The following is a 19,050-nucleotide window of genomic DNA, read 5'->3' as shown; positions in this document are numbered from 1 at the left end:
GCGAAGCGGGCCGGCCCTCTCATTGTCGGTTGGGGTTATCATGAAGACCATTCTGCTCGTCACCATCCCGCGCATCCTGCTCGGGCTGCTTTTCCTCGTCAGCGCCATCGACGGCTTCTGGTGGCTGGCGACCGGGACCAATTTCATCCACCCGCCGACAAGCGAGCGCGGGCTCGCATTCGAGGCGGCCTTGCAGAATTCGGGCTTCATCTGGCCGATGATCAAGGTGGTGAACCTCATCGGTGGCCTTAGCCTGCTGTTCAACGTGGTTCCGGCGTTCGGCTTGGCGCTGATCGCGCCGATCATGACGGTGATCGCGTTCTTCCACCTCGTGCTGAATCCGCAGGGCCTGCCGGTCGCGGCCATTCTCGTCGTGCTGGGGCTGCTGCTGGTCTGGGCCTATCGGGATCGCTACGCGGCGCTGTTCCGGTAAGCTTGCGCGTCATTCTCGGGCGAAGCGGAGCTTCGACCCGAGAATTTCGTTCAGGAAGAGGCTCGGGAACCTCTGCTTACATGAGATGCCCGGGTCAGGCCCGGGCATGACGGCTTCCTGTTAAAGCGAAAACCCCTTCAGCCGCTCGCCGAGCAAGCCGATCCGCTTGGCGGCGACATTGGCGATGGCGATGCGCAGGTGGTTCTCCTGCCCGGGGCCGAAATAGGGACCGGGCAGGGCGAGCACGCCGCGCTCCTCGACCAGCCGACGGACCACATCGGCGGCCGGCACGCCCGCGAAGGGATGCGCGACATAGGCGAAATAGGCGCCGGCCGAGAGCACCCGCCAGTCGTTCAACGGTGCCATCGCCGCACGGAAGAGCGCGGCGCGGTCGTTGATCTCGGCGCGGTTGCGCTCGCGCCATTCGCGGATGCCGTCGATGCCCCAGGTCACAGCTGCCTGACCGGAGCGGACCGGGCTGATCTGGACGCAGTCGAGCACCTTGCCGATCTGCGCGATGACCGGCTCGCTGGCGGTAATGGCCCCGAGCCGCCAGCCCGGAACGGCATAGGCCTTGGAGAAGCTGTAGAGACCGATCACGGAATCCCGCCAGTTGCTTGCGGCAAAGACTTCGTGTGGCCCGGCAACCGGGGCCGGCAGGAAATCGCGATAGGTCTCATCGAGCACGAGCCAGATGCCGCGCCGGGCGCAGAGCGCGGCAAAGGCCGCGATGGTTTCGGGCGGATAGACCGCCCCGGTCGGGTTGTTGGGCGTGACCAGCACGATCGCGCGGGTGCGGGCGTCGATCAGCGCCTCGGCCGTCGCGACATCCGGCACGAAGCCGGCCTCCGGCGCGCAGGGCAGCGGCCGGGCCTCGACGCCGAGCATGGTCAGCGTCATCTCGTGGTTGAAGTACCAGGGCGTCGGCAGCAGGACGTTGTCGCCGGCACGGGCGAGCGCCATCATCGTCACGACATAGGCCTGGTTGCAGCCCGAGGTGATGGAGACCTCGCCGGGCGTGAAAGAAGCGCCGTAAACCCGCGATATCTCGGCCGCATAGGCCTCCCGCAGGGTGGCGTCGCCGGTGATGCCGCCATAGCGCGTGGCCGCGGGATCGGCGGCGGCTTCCGCGAGCTTGTCGAGCAGCTCCTGCGGCGGTGGCGAGCCGGGCACCGCCTGCGAAAGATCGATCAGCGGGCCGAAGCGGCCGTCATAGGCTCGCGCCCAGCCCTGCGCCTCCGGGATCGGGGGCGTGCCGGTGTCGATGAGGTCGGGGTTGAGCGGTGCGTGGGTGGTCGTCGACATGGTTCGTCTGCTTTGCGGCGCGCATCGGTTTCCGTCAATCGCCTTGGAAGCGTCGCAGGTCCGGTCCATATCTGGAAGGCTTCCAGTTCAACCACGGGGCCGGCCCATGCAGGACGAGACCGAGGACGCGATCGCCGAGCTCCATGCGATGCTCCAGCGAGCCGACAGCATCGTCAGCTTCACCGGCGCGGGCATCTCGACGGAATCGGGCGTGCCGGATTTCCGTACGCCCGGCTCGCCCTGGATGGTCAACAAGCCGATCCCCTTCGAGGCCTTCGTAAAGAGCCCGGAGGCGCGGATCGAGGCCTGGCGCCGCAAGTTCGCGATGGACGACCATTATCGCGATGCGCGACCGAACATTGGCCACCAGGCGCTGGCGCGGCTGGTGACGGAGGGGCGTTCGCCCGCCATCGTCACCCAGAACATCGACGGGCTGCACCAGGCCTCGGGCGTGCCGGACGAGCAGGTGGTCGAACTGCACGGCAACGGCACCTACGCGACCTGCCTGAACTGCGGCTGGCGCCACGAACTCGACGCGATCCGCCCAATCTTCGAGGCGACAGGAGATCCGCCGAGCTGCATCATGTGCGCCGCGCCGGTGAAGTCGGCGACGATCTCCTTCGGCCAGGCGATGCCGCAGGAGGCGATGATGCGTGCGCAGGCGCTGGCGCTGGAGTGCGACCTGTTCCTGGTCGTCGGTTCCTCGCTCGTCGTCTACCCGGCGGCGACGCTGCCGGTGATCGCCAGGCGGCAGGGGGCGAAGCTCGTCATCCTCAACCGCGAGCCGACCGAACTGGACGAGATCGCCGATCTGGTGGTGCGGGCCGAGATCGGGGCGGTGCTGGGGCGGTTGGCGGGATAGGTTTTTCTAGTGGTGCCATTGCCAACCATGCCGACTGATCTCAGCTACCCGCAGCAGACAGAGAGCCATTTTAGCCCACATCAGTCTTACGCGCTTCGAAGGTCTGACCGTCCCGATATCATTCAACGGTCTGCACGCCCGGTGCCTCAAGTGCGGCCCTAATGGCGCCTGCCGGCTCACCGCGCGCGATGAGTGCGGCTGCACGCTGCCCGTGACGCGCGAGGGCGTGCCGGCTCTTGTCCGTGGCAGAAAGCAGGACATGCTGCGGCTCGAATCCGGCCGCCTGCAACCGGCGCACATAGGTCAATTGGCTCGCATAGGGCACGATCCGATCCTCCCGATCCGTCAAGACGAAAATCAGCGGTTTGGGATCGGTGCGGATGCGGCTGAGATAGTCGATGGGATCATGAAGTGCCTGGATATTGGCGCTTTGAACCGTACGCCGCTTATCCCAATGCTCAGTGACCTCACGCACGGACAACAATGCCGATGACAGGACCACAGCCGACACATCGCGACGCCGGTTGAGCAGGGATGCGGCAATGTGGCCGCCGCCCGATTGGCCGGCCAGAATGAACGCCGAGACGCGATGGCGGCGTTTGATCGCATCGAGCGCGCGTTCCGTCAGCATCACCTCGCGCAGCTCGCGGCGCTGGTTGTGATCGCCCGATGAACCGTACATTCCGGGACGCGCCAGGAAAATTGCCGGCTGACCCGCCTGCTCCGACCAACGCGCCATGTCGCGCTTGATCGCGTCGGGAGAGCGCCGTTCATAGCCCGGCGACACAAAGCGAACGCCTGCTTTGGTCTTCAGCATGACGTCGCCGCTGAAAAATACCAGAACCTTGGGATTATCGACCTCATTCAGGCCTTGCGCATACGAGCGCAAGCAGTCGCCCTTGCCGTCGACCTCGATCCAAAGACCGCCGGGGACGACTGCGCAATGGACGGGCGAACTAAAGGATCCGTGCAATGCCTCGTAAGGATCGAAGCGCTCGCTTGCGTGCGGTACTGCGAGCTCTCTCGGCGCAGTCGGGGCGATTGCCGACAACTCCATCCTTTGGGCCAAAGCCGCATGCGCCGGCCAGGTAGTCATAATAGCAATGACCAACCAGCGAAGCAGCCGTTGCATGATTCCAGCCTGACCTTCCAAGCGGCAGCGCGTTGCCGGCACTGTAAAGCATAGCGGGCGCGCAAATTGGATCGAGTGCCGCCAGCATGATCGCAGAAGCGCCGTTACCAAATCGCCCCCTTCCCGCGATGGTGATCGAACCGCGCCCCATCCGAAGCGCTGTCCTTGCCTTCTCGTCACTCCCGCGACGCCACAGCCAGCCTCACCGCCAGCGCCCCGAACACCGCGCCCATCAGCTTCTGCGGCAGGCGCGCGAGATGTGGGCGGGAGGCGAGCGCGCGGCCAAGCCGGCTCGCGGTCAGAATGACGAGGCCGTTGGTGACTAGGCCCATCGCGTTGAGGATCGTCGCGAGGACCATGACCTGTAGCGCGATGGAGCCGGCTTCCGGCTTCAGGAACTGCGGCAGCAGCGCCAGCATGAAGAGCGCCATCTTGGGGTTGAGCAGGTTGGTCCAGAGCCCCTGCAGGAATATCCTTCGCAAGGAGACAGCCGGCACACGGCCCGGCGCGAAGAGCAGCGCCTGCGAGCGCAGGGTCGTCCAGGCAAGATAGGCGAGATAGGCTGCACCCAGCCAGCGCAGCACGTCATAGGCCGTCGGTACGAGGATGAAGAGCTGCGACAGGCCGAACGCCGCGGCGAAGGCCTGCAGATAGCTGCCGACCGCGATGCCGGCATAGGTGAGGAAGCCGGCCGCCCGCCCCTGGCCGAGACTGCGCGACGCGATAAGCAGCATGTCCGGCCCCGGCGTTGCCGTGAGCACCGCCGCCGCGGCGGTGAAGAGCGCGAGCGTGGACAGATCGAGCATGGGGCCTCGGCGGCATGTATCGGGCGCTGGCGACAAACTAGCACGCAGCCGGCGATTCGATCAGCGCTGCACGCGCAGCGGCCCGATGCGTTGATGTGGACGACCTGATGCGGGCTGTAGCCCGAACCCACAGCGGTGTTATCTTGATGGCGCGAATCAAGCGTTGCGCATGGGGGTGAGCGGTACATGTCCGACGAATTCGGTGAGAGCGGGCGGCCACCGATGGGTCCCATCCAATCACTCAATCGTGTCGTAAGGCTCGATGGGCCGAGCAGCCAAGCGGCGGAAATCGCCGTCGAGGTCGCTGGCTACGTCAAATGGTTCGACGTCTCAAAGGGCTACGGCTTCGTGGTTCCCGAGTCGGGCGGCACCGATATCCTGCTGCATGTCACGATCCTGAAGCGCGATGGATTCAACACCATAGCCGAGGGTGCTCGCATCGTACTCGAAGTGATCGATAAGGCGCGGGGCCGCCAGGCCGTGCGCGTACTCTCGATCGACACCTCGGCCGGGCGGCATCCTTCCGAAATGCCTATGGCCCGCACCAATGTCGCGGTGACGCCGACGAGCGGTCTCGAGCGCATGGTGGTGAAGTGGTTCAACCGGCTGCGCGGGTTCGGCTTCGTCTCGAAGGGTGAAGGCGCGCCGGACATCTTCGTCCATATGGAGACGCTGCGGCGCTACGGTCTCGTCGAGCTGATCCCGGGGCAGGCCGTGCTGGTGCGCTACGGGCCCGGTCCCAAGGGACTGATGGCAGCCGAGATCCGGTTGGAACAGGGCGGCCCCGCCGCTTCGCATTGACGAACGGCTAAGCATAATCTCGCGATCGGACGTTTCGCCGGCCTGCTGGCGCCGATTTTTCGGCGATTAGGCGAAGTGGCGCCGTAGCTTTTACGGTTCCTCAATTGGCACGGCTATGATGGGGCCTCTTCGGAGGCCCTCGTCATTTTCCTCGTCAGCGATCACGATGGTCGGCGCCAGTCGCTGCAGCGCACGCTCTCCCTCTGGGGATCGTGCCGGCCATGCGATCTGAGCGAGCTCGCGGGCACGGGCTCTCAACCGGGCCGCCTGCTCGTCGCTGATCTCGATCTGTCGAGGCGGGAAACCATCGAAGCGGCGCGTCTTGCGCTTACACCCTATAGGCAAGCAGGAACGCCCTGCCTCTTCCTGTTGAGGGATATGTCGCCGCGCTGCCAGACGCAGGCGAATGCGCTCGGCGCGACGGCGATCCTGCCGGCCGAAACGCCGCGCGCCGTCCTGCTCGACAAGGTCGATGCGATGCTAGGCCCGGGCGCGGCGAACGCGCCCGCCGGGCTGCACCGCCGTTTCATCGCTGCCTCCGCTGCCCTCGGCGACCTGCTCGACACGGCTGCGAGCGGCGGTCATTTGCCGGCCTCGGCGATCGACGACAGCGTCGAGGCTCTCAACCGGGCGGCCGAAGGCGGCGATCTCGACGCCTGGCTCGATCTCGTATGGCAGCACGACGATGCAACCTACCAGCATTGCCTGCTGGTCTCAGGCCTGGCCGCCGCCTTCGCGCATCGCCTTGGCTTCGGCGAGGCCGACCGAAGGCTGATCACCGGCGCGGCGGTGCTGCACGATATCGGAAAGGCTCGGATTCCGCTGGATATCCTGCGCAAGCCGGGCAAGCTGAGCGCCGAAGAACACGAGATCATCCGGCAACACCCGCGCATCGGGCACGAGATGCTGACGGCGCAGGGGGGATTTGCCCCGATGGTTCTGGCTGCGGTGCTCTCGCACCACGAATATCTCGACGGCACCGGCTATCCGCAGGGGCTGCGGGCGGGTCAGATTCCCGACCCGGTCCGGATCATCACGATCTGCGACATCTATGCCGCCCTGATCGAGCGGCGATCCTACAGGGCACCCAAACCCCCTGAAGAGGCTTATGCCATTCTGGTCGGGATGGCGGAGAAGCTCGATCTCGATCTGGTGCGGGTTTTCGGAGAGGTGATCGTGGCGGCCTCCGCAGCCAGGCTGGGCCGGCAGGCCGAAGCCACGACGGCTTCGGGCCGTCGAACCGGGACCGCCGCCTAGACGGCGAAGGAGGTTCCGCAGCCGCAGGAGCTCGTCGCGTTCGGGTTGGTGATGCGGAAGGACTGGCCGATCAGGTCGTCGACGAAGTCGATGGTGCAACCTTCGAGCAGATCGAGAGAAGTCTCGTCGATCAGCACGGTCGCGCCGTCGCGCTCGATGACGAGATCGTCCGGGGCCTGCTCGCGATCGACGTCGAAGATGTACTGGAAGCCGGAGCAGCCGCCGCCGGCGACGCTGACGCGCAGCATCGAGCCCGGTGGCTCCTTGGCCATCACAGAAAGAATCCGCTTGGCGGCGTTCGCGGTCACCGCGATGCCGCGCGGGTTGACCGCAAGATCGGTCGACATGATCAGGCTCCTCGGGCAGATGCTCCTTGCACCCTGCTTGCCCGCAAAGGTAATGGCCCCGGAGCGCCTCTACAAGCACGGGGCCGCGACGGGGCAGCCATGCCGCATCCACAGAGCCCGCCTTTCGGCTTTTCTCCTGCGCCCGGCGCCGAACCCGGCGAGCGCTGGCGCGCGCCCTATGCCTGCCGCTCCAGCAGGAGCCGCGGGCGCCTCGTCGCCGAGCCGGCTTCCGCGACGCGCGGCGAGTTCCAGCGCGACCGCGACCGCATCATCCACTCGACCGCCTTCCGGCGGCTGAAGCACAAGACGCAGGTCTTCGTCTCGCATGAGGGCGACCATTACCGCACGCGGCTGACGCATACGATCGAGGTGGCGCAGATCGCCCGTGCGCTCGCCCGCGCGCTAGGCCTCGACGAGGATCTCGCCGAGGCGCTGGCGCTGGCTCACGACCTCGGCCACACGCCCTTCGGCCATACCGGCGAGGATGCGCTGGAAGAGTGCATGGCCGGCTTCGGCGGGTTCGACCATAACGCGCAGACGCTGCGGATCGTGACGCGGCTGGAGCGGCGCTATGCCGATTTCGACGGGCTCAACCTGAGCTGGGAGACGCTGGAAGGGCTGGTCAAGCATAACGGTCCGCTGCTCGATGCCCATGGGCAGCCGACCGCGCGCTATGCGAAGGCCGGCATCCCGGTCGCGATTGTCGAGTATCAGCAGCGCCAGGATCTCTGGCTCGACAGCTATGCCTCGGCGGAGGCGCAGGCGGCCGCGCTGGCCGATGACATCGCCTATAACGCGCACGACATCGATGACGGCCTGCGGGCCGGGCTGTTCGGCCATGCCGAACTGCGAGCCGTGCCGTTCCTGGCGGATCTGCTGGACGAGATCGAGCGGCTGCATCCGGGGCTGGAGCGGGCGCGTGCCACCAACGAACTGGTCCGGAGGGTCATCACGCGCTTTGTCGAGGACGTGATCGGTGAATCGCAAAAGCGCCTGACGGTGCTGGCGCCTGTGGATGCCGACGCGATACGGCGGGCTGACGGGCCGGTCGTCGCCTTCTCGCCGGCGATCGAGGCCGCGGACCGCGACATCAAGGGCTTCCTCTATCCCAACATGTACCGCCATCCGCGCATCGCGCCGATCCGCGAACAGGCCGCGCAGGTGGTGCGGGATCTGTTCGCGCGGTTCAGCGCCGACCCTGACGCGATGCCGGCGGAATGGGCGGCAGGCTGCGACCCCCTAGACGAGCACCGTCGTGCGCGGCGGATCGCCGACTATATCGCCGGCATGACCGACTGGTACGCACTGGACGAGCACCGGCGCCTGTTTGACGCCACCCCCTCGCTGCGATAGGGCCGGGCGGCTTTCCTTCCGCAACCGTGGCCGCAATGAACCTGTTCGAGATCTATTCCGCCCGTCTTCACGCCGCGCTTTCGGCTCTGGCCGAACGAGGCGCGATCCCGGCCGGCCTCAATCTCGCGCGCGTCGTGGTCGAGCCGACCAAGGACCCGGCCCATGGCGATCTCGCCACGAATGCGGCGATGGTGCTGGCCAAGGATGCCGGCACGAACCCGCGCGCACTGGCAACGCTGCTGGTCGAGGAGCTTTCGAAGGACCCGGAAATCACCAAGGCGGAGATCGCCGGCCCCGGCTTCATCAACCTGACGCTGCAGCCGGCGGTGTTCACGGCGGTGCTCAAGACAGCGATCGAAGCGGGGCTGGATTACGGCCGCGGCACGCCGAAGCCCGAGCCCAGGGTCAATGTCGAGTACGTCTCGGCCAATCCGACCGGGCCGATGCATGTCGGCCATGGCCGCGGCGCGGTGTTCGGCGATGCGCTGGCGAGCCTGCTCGCCTTCGCCGGGCATGACGTCACCCGCGAATATTACATCAACGATGCCGGCGCGCAGGTCGACGTGCTCGCCCGCTCCGCCTTCCTGCGCTACCGCGAGGCTCTGGGCGAGGATATCGGCGCCATTCCGGAAGGGCTGTATCCGGGCGATTATCTGAAGTCGGTCGGCGAGGCGCTGGCCAAGGCGCATGGCCCGGCGCTGAAGGACAAGCCGGAGGCCGAGTGGCTGACGCTGGTCCGCAAGGCCGCCATCGACGGCATGATGGCGATGATCCGCGACGATCTCGCGGCGCTCGGTGTCGTCCACGAGATCTTCTTCTCAGAGCGCTCCCTGCAGAAGATCGACGGCAACAAGGATGCGGTCGCCGAGACGATCGAGGACCTGCGTTCGCGCGACCTCGTCTATGAGGGCCGCCTGCCGCCGCCGAAGGGCCAGAAGGACGAGGATTGGGAGGATCGCGAGCAGACGCTGTTCCGCGCCACCGCGTTCGGCGACGACGTCGACCGGCCGCTGCTGAAGTCCGACGGCAGCTACACCTATTTTGCCAACGACATCGCCTATCACCGCTCCAAGTTCGTCCGCGGCTTCCCCGAGATGATCGACGTCTGGGGCGCCGACCATGGCGGCTATGTCAAGCGCATGCAGGCGGCGGTGAAGGCCGTGACCAACGGGCAGGGTGCGCTCGACGTCAAGCTCTGCCAGCTCGTGCGGTTGCTGCGCAATGGCGAGCAGGTGCGCATGTCCAAGCGCTCCGGCGATTTCGTGACGCTGCGCGAGGTCATCGACGAGGTCGGCCGCGACGCCGTGCGCTTCATGATGATCTTCCGCAAGAACGACGCGACCCTCGACTTCGATCTTGCGAAGGTGGTCGAGCAGTCGAAGGACAACCCGGTCTTCTACGTCCAGTATGCGCATGCGCGCTGCGCCTCGATCTTCCGGCAGGCGCGCGAGGTCTATCCCGATCTCGAGGTTACGCCGGAGGCCCTGGCGCAGGCCGACCTCTCGATCCTGACCGACGAGGCCGAGGTCGGCATCGTCAAGTCGCTCGCGGCCTATCCGCGAATCATCGAAGCCGCTGCGGCGGCGCATGAGCCGCACCGCGTGGCATTCTTCGTGCACGAACTGGCGAGCGCTTTCCACTCCTTGTGGAACAAGGGCAAAGACTCGCCGCAATTACGGTTCGTTAATCAAACTGATCGAAAGTCGACCTTGGCAAGATTGGCGTTTGTGCATGCAGTGCGCAGCGTCCTTGCTTCCGGTCTGGCTGTCGCCGGAGTTGCGGCGCCGGAAGAGATGCGCTGACGGACGCTTTCCGGCGGCGCGCACAAGGTCAGGTTGACCGCGCGGGTTATCGCTTTCTCCGTAGGGGAGGCGGCTTGTGCTGGAATGGATCGTACCATGAGTGAGCCCGCTAGGAATCGTTTCGCGCTCGATCTCGAAGATCTTGAGCGTCAGCTTCGTGGAGCCGGGCAGGCGCCGCGTCCCGGCCAGTCGCCCGATCCGCTGGCGGAGCTGACCCGCATCGTCGGCCAGGACGATCCGCTGAAGGACATCTTCGCCGAGCGCCGCGCGCAAGCACCGCGTCCGGCGATGCGTCACGAGCCGAGCTTCGAGGTCGTGCCGCAGGCGCCGGCCCCGGACGTCCCCGAGCCGGCAGCTCCGCCGGCCGAACTGCGCGGCGCGCTCGACGAGTTCGAGGCTTTGCTGCGCCGCACGGAGCCGAAGCGCCCCGAGGCCGCTCCGGCGGTGCAGCAGCAAGCCTACATCGCGCCGCAGTACGACGATTTCGATCAGCCCGAGCCCGTGCCGTATGCGCGGCCGGTGCCGATGCAGGGCGCTGCGCCGGTCCGCGACCTCGACGAGGAAGCCCGGGCGCATGCGATGCCGGCCGCCTATGACGATGAGCCTGCCCCTCATCAGTATGCGCAGGCCCAGTACGGCGCCCCGGTCCATGAATATGCCGAGGACGACCTGCCGGATCTGGAGCCGCGCCGCTCGCGCAAGGGGCTCTGGGCTGCTGCGGCCGTCATCGCCGTCGGCCTCATCGGTGTCGGCGCGACCTTCGCGTTGCGCGGCGGCGGTTCCGCAGCCAACAACGGCCAGCCGCCGGTGATCGCGGCCGATCGCGGCCCGGTCAAGGTCGAGCCGGCCAATCCCGGCGGAGCCGAGATCCCCAACCAGAACAAGCAGATCTACGAGCGCAGTGCCGAGGCTCCGCAGGGCCAGAGCAAGATGGTCAACAACGAGGAGCAGCCGGTCGACGTCCAGCAGGCTGCCCGCTCGATGCCGCCCCGCGTCGTCATGCCGGGATCCGGCTCCGCGCTGGCGGCTGCCCCGACTGCACCCGATCGCAGCATCACGCCGGCCGAGCCCGGCCTGACCCCGATGCCGCCGGTTCCGGGGCTTGGCGAGCCGCGCAGGGTCCGCACGGTCGCGATCCGCCCCGATGGCACGCCGGCCGGGAACCCCGTGGCGGTCGACCAACCGATCGCGACCGGCTCGGCGCCGACCCGTTCGATCGGCAACGCGCCTTCGAGCACGCTGCCCGCGGCACAGCGCCCGACCACGGCGGCAGCACCCGCCGCTCCGGCCGCCCCCAAGGTCCAGGAGCGCGCGACGACACCGCCGGCCGCGACGACGCCGGCCGCTCCGCTGCGGCTCGCCAGCGCGGCTCCGGCACCTGCCGCTGCCCCGCCGGCTCCGGCGACGGCAGCCATCCGGGCCGGCACGGGCGACTTCGTGGTCCAACTTGGCGCGCCGGGCAGCGAGTCCGAAGCGCGTGCGACCTTCGCGGCGCTCCAGCGCAAATATCCGCAGCAGCTGGGCGGGCAGGCGCCGATCGTTCGCAAGACCGATCTGGCTGGCGGCAAGACCGTCTATCGCCTGCGCGTCGGCCCTTATTCCCGCGAGGATGCCTCCTCGATGTGCACGGCGCTGCAGGCTGCCGGCGGACAGTGCTTCATCGCGAAGAACTGACGCCGCGCGAAACGACTTGGAAAAAGGGCGGCGGCATCCGGCAGGGTGCCGCCGTTCTGCTTTGAATCCGACGCATGGCACGATGCGGGGCCGTGCTTGTTTCGCCGGCCGGCCCATGCGAGTAGCCTCCCAACAACAGAAGCCGCTCCGCTCGTCGGGCGCTCGTCTTAAAGCTGGAGGTTACCCATGGATCGCCGTCGTTTCGTCAAGGTCGCGGGCGCTGGCGTGGCCGGCAGCGCGGCCATCGCCGCCCCCGCTATCGCCCAGTCACAGCCCAAGGTCTCCTGGCGCCTGACCTCGAGCTATCCGAAGAGCCTCGACACGCTCTACGGCATCTCGACCCATGTCGCGAAGCGCGTGGCCGAAGCCACCGACAACAATTTCCAGATCCAGGTCTTTGCGCCGGGTGAGATCGTTCCGGCATTGCAGGCGCTCGATGCCGTGCAGAACGGTACCGTGGAGTGCAGCCACACGCTCGCGAGCTTCTATATCGGCAAGGACCCGGCCTTCGCCTTCGAGACCTCGCTGCCCTTCGGCTTCAACGCCCGCCAGCAGAACGCCTGGCTCTATCAGGGCGGCGGCCTCGAACTCTGCCGCGCCTTCATGAAGGGCTACAACGTCTACACCATCCCGTCGGGCAACACCGGCGCGCAGATGGGCGGCTGGTTCCGCAAGGAGATCAAGTCGCTGGAGGATTTGAAGGGCCTGAAGTTCCGCATCGCCGGCCTCGGCGGGCGGATCATGGCGCGCCTCGGCGTCGTGCCGCAGACCATCGGCGGCGCCGACATCTACCCGGCGCTTGAGCGCGGCACGCTCGATGCCGTCGAGTTCTCCGGTCCCTATGACGACGAGAAGCTCGGCTTCGTGAAGGTCGCGAAGTACTACTACTATCCGGGCTTCTGGGAGGGGAACGCCAATGTCAGCTTCCTCGCCAACCAGGACAAGTGGAACGAGCTGCCCGCATCCTACAGGGCGATCGTCGAAGCGGCCTGCGCCGAGGCCAACGCGCTCTGCCTCGCGAAATACGACCATCACAATCCCGATGCGCTGATTCGCCTGGCCGGCACCGGCGCCGAGCTGCGGCCCTTCCCGCAGGAGGTGATGGCGGCGGCGTTCAAGGAAGCCTACGCGATGTATGGCGAGCTCGCGGCCAGCAACCCCAACTTCAAGACCTTCTACGATTCCTTCCTGCCGTACTGGAAGAAGGAGCAGCTCTGGTTCCGCATCGCCGAGCTGCCGTTCGACGCGTTCAACGCGCAGAACTACCAGCAGGTGAAGTGAGGGCGCGCTTCCGTCCCGTCACATGTCATCCCGGGGCGACCGCAGGTCGACCCGGGATCCATGCCTGAACTTTCATTGGGAGCGCTCCGGCATGGATTCCGGATCGGCGCCGCCGGAGGCGGCTTGTCCGGGATGACGGGGATGGTGCGAAGGCCGTGCTCGACCGCGCCATTGCCCGCCTCCGCATCGACGTTATCCGAAAACCGCATTCCCCTTTTCGGGCCGATGCCCTAACCCGGTGCCATGACCTCGCGCGCCTTCATCGCCGGCTGCCTCGGCACGAGCCTCACCCCGGATGAGCGGGCCTTCTTCCGCGACGCCCGGCCTTGGGGCTTCATCCTGTTCAGGCGCAACACGCAGACGCCCGAGCAAGTCGCGGCGCTGACGGCTGAAATGCGCGAGACCGTGGGCTGGCACGCTCCGATCCTGATCGACCAGGAGGGCGGGCGCGTGCAGCGCATGGCACCGCCGAACTGGCCGAAATACCCGCCGGCGCGCGCCTTCCTCGCCATCAACGACCTTATCCGCCAGCGCGAGATCGTGCGGCTCTCGGCGCGCCTGATGGCGCACGATCTGAAAAGCGTCGGCATCGATGTCGACTGCCTGCCGGTGCTCGACGTACCGGTCGCCGGCAGCCACGACGTGATCGGCGATCGCGCCTATGCCCATGATCCAGACCATGTCGCGCGGCTCGGCCGGGCGGCGGCGGAGGGGCTGATCGCCGGCGGCGTGCTGCCGGTCGTCAAGCACATGCCCGGCCATGGCCGGGCGCGGGCCGACAGCCACCACGACCTGCCGGTCGTCGATGCGACGCTCGACGAACTCAGGGCGCATGATTTCCGCCCGTTCCGGCACCTCGCCGACATGCCGCTCGCGATGACGGCGCATGTGGTGTTCACGGCGCTCGACCCGAAGCATGCGGCCACGGTTTCGCGGACAATCGTGCGCGAGATCATGCGCGGCGAGATCGGCTTCGACGGGCTGATCATGACCGACGACATCTCGATGAAGGCGCTTTCGGGCTCGTTCGAGGCCAAGGCCCGAGCCGCCATCCGCGCCGGCGTCGACGTAATCCTGCATTGCCATGGCATCATGGAGGAGATGGTCGCGATCGCGGGCGCCGTGCCGGAGATGACCGGGGCACGGGCGCGCCGCGCCGCAGCCGCGCTCGGGCGCATCCGGCACGAGCCTGAGCCGGTCGACCTGGCGGCGGCGCGTGCGGAGCTGGTCAGCGCCCTTGCGCTGGACGCCTGAACGGCGGAACCTGCATCTTCGGGGATGACAGGCGGGGGCAGGGCCTCAGATGACGGCCGAATTGCCATTCGAGGAGGATAACGGCCGGCGCGCGGGCGAACCCTCGCTCGTCGTCGATGTCGACGGCTATGAGGGGCCGCTCGACCTGCTGCTCGATCTCGCACGGCGCCAGAAGGTCGACCTCCATCGCATCTCGATCCTGGCGCTGGCGGAGCAGTACCTCGCCTTCGTCGAGGAGGCGCGGGCGCTGAGGCTCGAACTCGCAGCCGACTATCTCGTGATGGCGGCCTGGCTCGCCTATCTGAAGTCGCGCCTGCTGCTTCCGGAGCCGCCGAAGGGCGAGGAGCCGAGCGCGGCGGACCTCGCGACCGCGCTGGCGCTGCGCCTGCGCCGGCTGGAAGCGATCCGCGCCGCCGCCCGCAAGCTCGCTGCGCGCGAGCGGCTGGGGCAGGACGTGTTCGCCCGCGGCGCGCCCGAGGACATCGTTGCGGGCGCGCGGCCGGTTTGGGAGGCCGAGCTCTACGATCTGCTCGCGGCCTATGCACAGCAGCGTCAGAAGCGGGTGCAGGGGCATATCTCGGTCGGCCATCGCGTCGTCTGGTCGCTGGTAGAGGCGCGTGAGGCGCTGCAGCGCCTGATCGGCGAGGCCGGGGACTGGACCGAGCTCGATGGCTATCTGACGCATTACATGGCGGCGCAGGGCCTGCCGGTGCGGGAGATGCGGGCGACGGTGCGCGCCTCGGCCCTGTCGGCGATGCTCGAAATGGTCAGGGAAGGGGTGCTCGACCTGCGACAGGACGAGGCCTTCGCGCCGATCCAGGTGCGCCGCCGCTCGGAGCGGCCGGCGATCCTGCCTTTCGCCGGCCGGGATGCGTCATGACGCGTGCGACGGCTGAGACCATCGAGGAGGAGGATGGCGGCGGGGCGGAGGCTTTCGCCCAGGCGCTGCGCATCGTCGAGGCGCTGCTCTTCGCCTCGGCAGTGCCATTGTCGGCCGAAGTGCTGGCCCGATCGGTCCCGGCCGGCATCGTGATCGAGCAGGTGCTGGCCGGGCTCGCGGAGGTCTACGCGACACGCGGCGTCAATCTGCGGCAGGTCGCGGGCGGCTGGGCCTTCCGCACGGCGCCGGACCTCGGCTACCTGCTCGCGGCCGAGGCTGAGCCGCCACGCAGACTCTCCCGCGCCGCGCTCGAGGTGCTCTCGATCATCGCCTATCATCAGCCGGTGACGCGCGCCGAGATCGAGGAGATACGGGGCGTGGCCACCGCCAAGGGCACGCTCGACATCCTGCTGGAAGCCGGCTGGGTGCGTCTGCGCGGACGTCGCCGTTCGCCGGGGCGCCCGGTCACCTACGGCACGACGCCGGGCTTCCTCGACCATTTCGGGCTGGATCGCATCGACGATCTGCCGGGGCTTGAGGAGTTGAAGGGCACGGGCTTCATCGAAGGCCAGCTGACGCGGGACCTCACCGTGCCCGTGCCGGACGATGATCCTGGCTTGCGCGACGACGAGGACCCGCTCGGCGATCTGTTCAGCCCGCTTGACGATGGCGAGGGCGGACCGCAACAGGAGTAAAAGCGGCTTTGCAGTCCGCATGTCATCCCGGGCGACCGGAGGAAGACCCGGGATCCATGCCCGAACGTCTCCGGTGATGGTCTGGCATGGATCCCGGGTCTCCGCTTCGCTGCGCCCGGGATGACCGCGTCACGTTGGGTATATGGAGCAGGGATTGGCGCGCAGCGACATCAAGGCGGGATGGCTTGGCTGGGGCCGGCGCGGGACGGCGGGCGCGGCGATTCCGATGGCGCTCGGCTTCGAGGGCGTGACGCAGCGCTTTGGCGCGGTGACGGCGCTCTCCGATGTCTCGCTTGCCGTCAAACCCGGTGAGATCGTCGCGCTGCTCGGCCAGTCGGGCTGCGGCAAGACGACGCTGCTGAGGCTTGCAGCCGGTGTCGAACGGCCGAGCGCGGGCAGGGTGCTGCTGGAGGGGCGGGACGTTTCGGCGCCCGCGAATTTCGTCGAGCCGGAGCATCGCGGCGTCGGCTTCGTCTTTCAGGACTATGCGCTGTTCCCGCATCTGACAGTGGGCGAGAATGTCCGCTTCGGCCTCCGCGGCCGGGGCACTGCGGCGGCGGAGGCCACGGCCCTTAGGGCGCTCGACCGCGTCGGACTCGCTGATTTCTACGGGGCCTATCCGCATATGCTGTCCGGCGGCGAGCAGCAGCGCGTGGCGCTGGCGCGCGCCATCGCGCCACGGTCGGGCGTGCTGCTGATGGACGAGCCTTTCTCCAATCTCGACCGGCGCCTGCGCGACGTGGTGCGCGACGAGACGGCGGCCCTGCTGGAGGAAACCGGCGCCACCTCGATTATCGTGACGCATGATCCCGAGGATGCGATGCGCATCGCCGACCGGATCGTGCTGATGCGGGCCGGGCGCATCGTCCAGGTCGGCACGGGTGAGGAGCTCTACCGGAGGCCCGGCAGCCTCTTTGCCGCCCGATTTTTCTGCGATTTTACCGAGATCGAGGGCCGCGTTTCCGGCGGGGCGGTCGATACGGCGTTCGGGCGCTTTGCGGCGCCCGGGCTGGCCGATGGCGAGGAGGCGATCGTCTGCATCCGGCCGCACCGGGTCCGGATCGTGCCGAAGGGCTATTATCTGCCGGGCCGGCTGGTGGCGCGGCGCTTCCTCGGCGAGGTCGATCACCTGCTGGTCGCGATCGAAGGCTTCGACCGGGCGCTTTCGGTGCGCGCGCCGCTGTCGGACGAGATCGAGGTGGGCGACGAGGTCGGGGTCGAGATTCCGTCGGACGAAGTCCTTGTGTTTCCCGCGGCGGATCAATAGGTTCCGCCGCCGAGCAATCGACCGGGTCAGGACTTGGTTGGGGACGGCCCCCGGTCGGAGCAATTTCGGAGGAGTTCGCCATGGGTGGCGTGAGCATTTGGCATTGGATCGTCGTCGGCGTCATCGTGATGCTGCTCTTCGGGCGCGGCAAGGTGTCCGAGCTGATGGGTGATGTCGCCAAGGGCATCAAATCGTTCAAGAAGGGCATGGCGGAGGATGACGAGCCGACGCCGAGCGCGACCAATGTCGATCCCAAGGTGATCGACCACACGCAGGCCAGCAACGCGGCCGCGCAGACTCAGGCCAAGGCCGAGAACAAGGCCTGATGCCGCTGCGCTGCAACGGCGTAGCCTGAGAGGACGAGCCGTCGATGTTCGACATCGCCTGGAGCGAAATGGTGCTGATCGGCGCAGTCGCGCTCGTCGTGATCGGCCCCAAGGATCTGCCCAAAGCCCTGCGCACGGTCGGCCAGACGATCGGCCGGGTCCGGCGCATGGCGTCGGAGTTCCAGGGGCAGTTCAACGAGGCGATGCGCGAGGCCGAGCTCGCCGATCTGAAGAAGCAGGTCGAGGATGTCGGCGGATCTGTGTCGAGCGCGCTGAACAACGACTTCAAGCCGATCGATCCGATCAAGGATTTCGAGGCTTCGAAAACCGATGCCGCGAAGCCGGACGATGCCGCCCTGAAGGAGGCCGAGGCCAAGCTCGCTTCGCTGCCCCCGCCGGGTCCGCTGCCGCCGGTCGAGATTGCCCCGGAAACGCAGAAGCCGAAGCGGGCGCGCAAGGCCAAGGTGGAGGCTGCGCCTGTCGCTGAGGAGCTACCCGCGCCTGCTCCCGTGGTCGAGCCCGCTCCTGCCCAGCCGGTTGCCGCCAAGCCGATTGTCGCCAAGCCGGCCCGCACCCGTTCCGCCAAGGCCTCCGCGCCGGTCGAAAGCTCCGTCGCTGCCGAGCCGGTCAAGGTGGCCAAGCCGGCGCGCAAGCCCAAGGCCGCGAGCGCTGTTGTGGCACCTGCCGAGCCCGTAGTCGAAACTGCCAAGCCTGCCCGCAAGCGCAAGACCGCCAAGGGCGAGGAGACTTCTGCATGAGCGTCGCCAATCCTCGCGATGGCGAAGACGAGATCGAAGCCTCGCGCGCACCGCTCATCGAGCATTTGATCGAGCTGCGCTCGCGGCTGATCAAGTCGCTGATCGCTTTCCTGATCATGTTCTTCATCTGCTTCGGGTTCTCGACGCAGATCTACAACATCCTCGTGCTGCCCTATGTCTGGGCCGCCGGCAGCGCCGCCAACGCGCAGCTGATCTATACCGGCCCGCTCGAGCTGCTGTTCACGCACATCAAGGTCGCGGCCTTCGGTGCCGGCTTCTTCGCCTTCCCGGTGATCGCGACGCAGGTCTACAAATTCGTGGCGCCCGGCCTCTACAAGAACGAGAAATCGGCCTTCGCGCCCTATCTCGTGGCGACGCCGGTGTTCTTCACGCTCGGTGCGGCGCTGGTGTTCTTCTTCGCCATGCCGGTGCTGATGAAGTTCTCGCTCGGCATGCAGCAGGCCGCGACCGAGACGCAGGCTGGCATCGCCCTCCTGCCGAAGGTCAGCGAATATCTCTCGCTGATCATGACGCTGATCTTCGCCTTCGGCGTCGCCTTCCAGCTGCCGGTGATCCTGACGTTGCTGGGGCAGGCGGGCATCATCGATTCGCAGTTCCTGAAGGACAAGCGGCGCTACGCCATCGTCTTCGTCTTCGTCGTGGCGGCGGTGCTGACCCCGCCGGACGTGATCTCGCAGCTCATGCTGGCCGTGCCGATGCTGCTGCTCTACGAGCTCTCGATCTTCTCGGTGCGCCGGGTGGAGAAGAAGAGCGCGGCGGTGAAGGCCGAGGACGAGGCAGCGGAGTAGGGCGCTGT

At 67.3% G+C, this 19,050-nt stretch carries 19 protein-coding genes; 15 read left to right on the top strand and 4 right to left on the bottom strand.

Annotated features, from left to right (window positions below; translation table 11 throughout):
- Positions 1-40 precede the first annotated feature (40 nt).
- Positions 41-433, top strand: coding sequence for a hypothetical protein (locus NWE53_RS07375; RefSeq protein WP_265053699.1), 393 nt, complete (start codon positions 41-43; stop codon positions 431-433).
- Between the two features lie 120 nt (positions 434-553).
- On the opposite strand, the gene NWE53_RS07370 is transcribed toward NWE53_RS07375, so the two are convergent.
- Entirely contained in the window at positions 554-1,738 is a 1,185-nt protein-coding gene (locus tag NWE53_RS07370) for an aminotransferase (protein ID WP_265053698.1), read from the bottom strand.
- 106 nt (positions 1,739-1,844) lie between these two features.
- On the opposite strand from NWE53_RS07370, the gene NWE53_RS07365 reads away from it, so the two are divergent.
- On the top strand, positions 1,845-2,600 hold the full coding sequence (locus NWE53_RS07365) for an SIR2 family NAD-dependent protein deacylase (RefSeq protein ID WP_265053697.1): 756 nt from the start codon (positions 1,845-1,847) through the stop codon (positions 2,598-2,600).
- 118 nt (positions 2,601-2,718) lie between these two features.
- Here NWE53_RS07365 and NWE53_RS07360 read toward each other — a convergent pair whose 3' ends face one another.
- Positions 2,719-3,732, bottom strand: a complete 1,014-nt coding sequence (locus NWE53_RS07360; protein WP_265053696.1) for an alpha/beta hydrolase family protein — start codon at positions 3,730-3,732, stop codon at positions 2,719-2,721.
- A 176-nt stretch (positions 3,733-3,908) separates the two neighbouring features.
- The gene (locus tag NWE53_RS07355) at positions 3,909-4,538 is read right to left on the bottom strand and encodes a LysE family translocator (RefSeq protein ID WP_265053695.1); all 630 of its coding nucleotides are present in this window, start codon (positions 4,536-4,538) and stop codon (positions 3,909-3,911) included.
- Positions 4,539-4,724: 186 nt separating this feature from the next.
- Here NWE53_RS07355 and NWE53_RS07350 point away from each other — a divergent pair, with 186 nt between their 5' ends.
- The gene (locus NWE53_RS07350; RefSeq protein WP_442864987.1) at positions 4,725-5,339 is read left to right on the top strand and encodes a cold-shock protein; all 615 of its coding nucleotides are present in this window, start codon (positions 4,725-4,727) and stop codon (positions 5,337-5,339) included.
- A 378-nt stretch (positions 5,340-5,717) separates the two neighbouring features.
- Complete coding sequence (locus NWE53_RS07345; protein ID WP_265053694.1) at positions 5,718-6,596, top strand: HD-GYP domain-containing protein; 879 nt, start codon at positions 5,718-5,720, stop codon at positions 6,594-6,596.
- On the opposite strand, the gene NWE53_RS07340 is transcribed toward NWE53_RS07345, so the two are convergent.
- The gene (locus NWE53_RS07340; RefSeq protein ID WP_265053693.1) at positions 6,593-6,943 is read right to left on the bottom strand and encodes a HesB/IscA family protein; all 351 of its coding nucleotides are present in this window, start codon (positions 6,941-6,943) and stop codon (positions 6,593-6,595) included. The two genes, NWE53_RS07345 and NWE53_RS07340, sit on opposite strands and share 4 nt — an antisense overlap.
- 99 nt (positions 6,944-7,042) lie before the next feature.
- Here NWE53_RS07340 and NWE53_RS07335 point away from each other — a divergent pair, with 99 nt between their 5' ends.
- From NWE53_RS07335 to tatC, 11 genes are all read left to right on the top strand, one after another.
- Complete coding sequence (locus NWE53_RS07335) at positions 7,043-8,296, top strand: deoxyguanosinetriphosphate triphosphohydrolase (RefSeq protein ID WP_265053692.1); 1,254 nt, start codon at positions 7,043-7,045, stop codon at positions 8,294-8,296.
- Between the two features lie 35 nt (positions 8,297-8,331).
- Complete coding sequence (argS, locus tag NWE53_RS07330) at positions 8,332-10,098, top strand: arginine--tRNA ligase (RefSeq protein WP_265053691.1); 1,767 nt, start codon at positions 8,332-8,334, stop codon at positions 10,096-10,098.
- Between the two features lie 96 nt (positions 10,099-10,194).
- Entirely contained in the window at positions 10,195-11,772 is a 1,578-nt protein-coding gene (locus tag NWE53_RS07325; RefSeq protein ID WP_265053690.1) for an SPOR domain-containing protein, read from the top strand.
- 186 nt (positions 11,773-11,958) lie between these two features.
- A complete protein-coding gene (locus NWE53_RS07320) occupies positions 11,959-13,053 on the top strand; it encodes a TRAP transporter substrate-binding protein (protein ID WP_265053689.1) in 1,095 nt (364 codons plus the stop codon).
- Between the two features lie 243 nt (positions 13,054-13,296).
- Positions 13,297-14,307, top strand: coding sequence for a beta-N-acetylhexosaminidase (gene nagZ, locus NWE53_RS07315; RefSeq protein WP_265053688.1), 1,011 nt, complete (start codon positions 13,297-13,299; stop codon positions 14,305-14,307).
- Between the two features lie 49 nt (positions 14,308-14,356).
- Positions 14,357-15,187 (top strand): segregation and condensation protein A, encoded by an 831-nt coding sequence (locus NWE53_RS07310; RefSeq protein ID WP_265053687.1) that lies wholly within the window; start codon positions 14,357-14,359, stop codon positions 15,185-15,187.
- A complete protein-coding gene (gene scpB / locus NWE53_RS07305) occupies positions 15,184-15,882 on the top strand; it encodes an SMC-Scp complex subunit ScpB (protein WP_265053686.1) in 699 nt (232 codons plus the stop codon). The genes NWE53_RS07310 and scpB overlap by 4 nt, the downstream gene beginning before the upstream one ends.
- A 226-nt stretch (positions 15,883-16,108) precedes the next feature.
- Entirely contained in the window at positions 16,109-17,149 is a 1,041-nt protein-coding gene (locus tag NWE53_RS07300) for an ABC transporter ATP-binding protein (protein ID WP_442865019.1), read from the top strand.
- An 80-nt stretch (positions 17,150-17,229) separates the two neighbouring features.
- On the top strand, positions 17,230-17,475 hold the full coding sequence (locus NWE53_RS07295; protein WP_265053684.1) for a twin-arginine translocase TatA/TatE family subunit: 246 nt from the start codon (positions 17,230-17,232) through the stop codon (positions 17,473-17,475).
- A 44-nt stretch (positions 17,476-17,519) separates the two neighbouring features.
- Complete coding sequence (gene tatB / locus NWE53_RS07290; RefSeq protein WP_265053683.1) at positions 17,520-18,233, top strand: Sec-independent protein translocase protein TatB; 714 nt, start codon at positions 17,520-17,522, stop codon at positions 18,231-18,233.
- Entirely contained in the window at positions 18,230-19,042 is an 813-nt protein-coding gene (tatC, locus tag NWE53_RS07285) for a twin-arginine translocase subunit TatC (RefSeq protein ID WP_265053682.1), read from the top strand. Before tatB ends, tatC begins: the two co-directional genes overlap by 4 nt.
- The last annotated feature ends 8 nt before the right edge of the window (positions 19,043-19,050 follow it).

This window comes from Bosea sp. NBC_00550, assembly GCF_026020075.1.
Classification (GTDB): Bacteria; Pseudomonadota; Alphaproteobacteria; order Rhizobiales; family Beijerinckiaceae; genus Allobosea.
The sequence above is the reverse complement of the archived record's forward strand: the minus strand, read 5'-3'. Positions and strand labels throughout refer to the sequence as shown.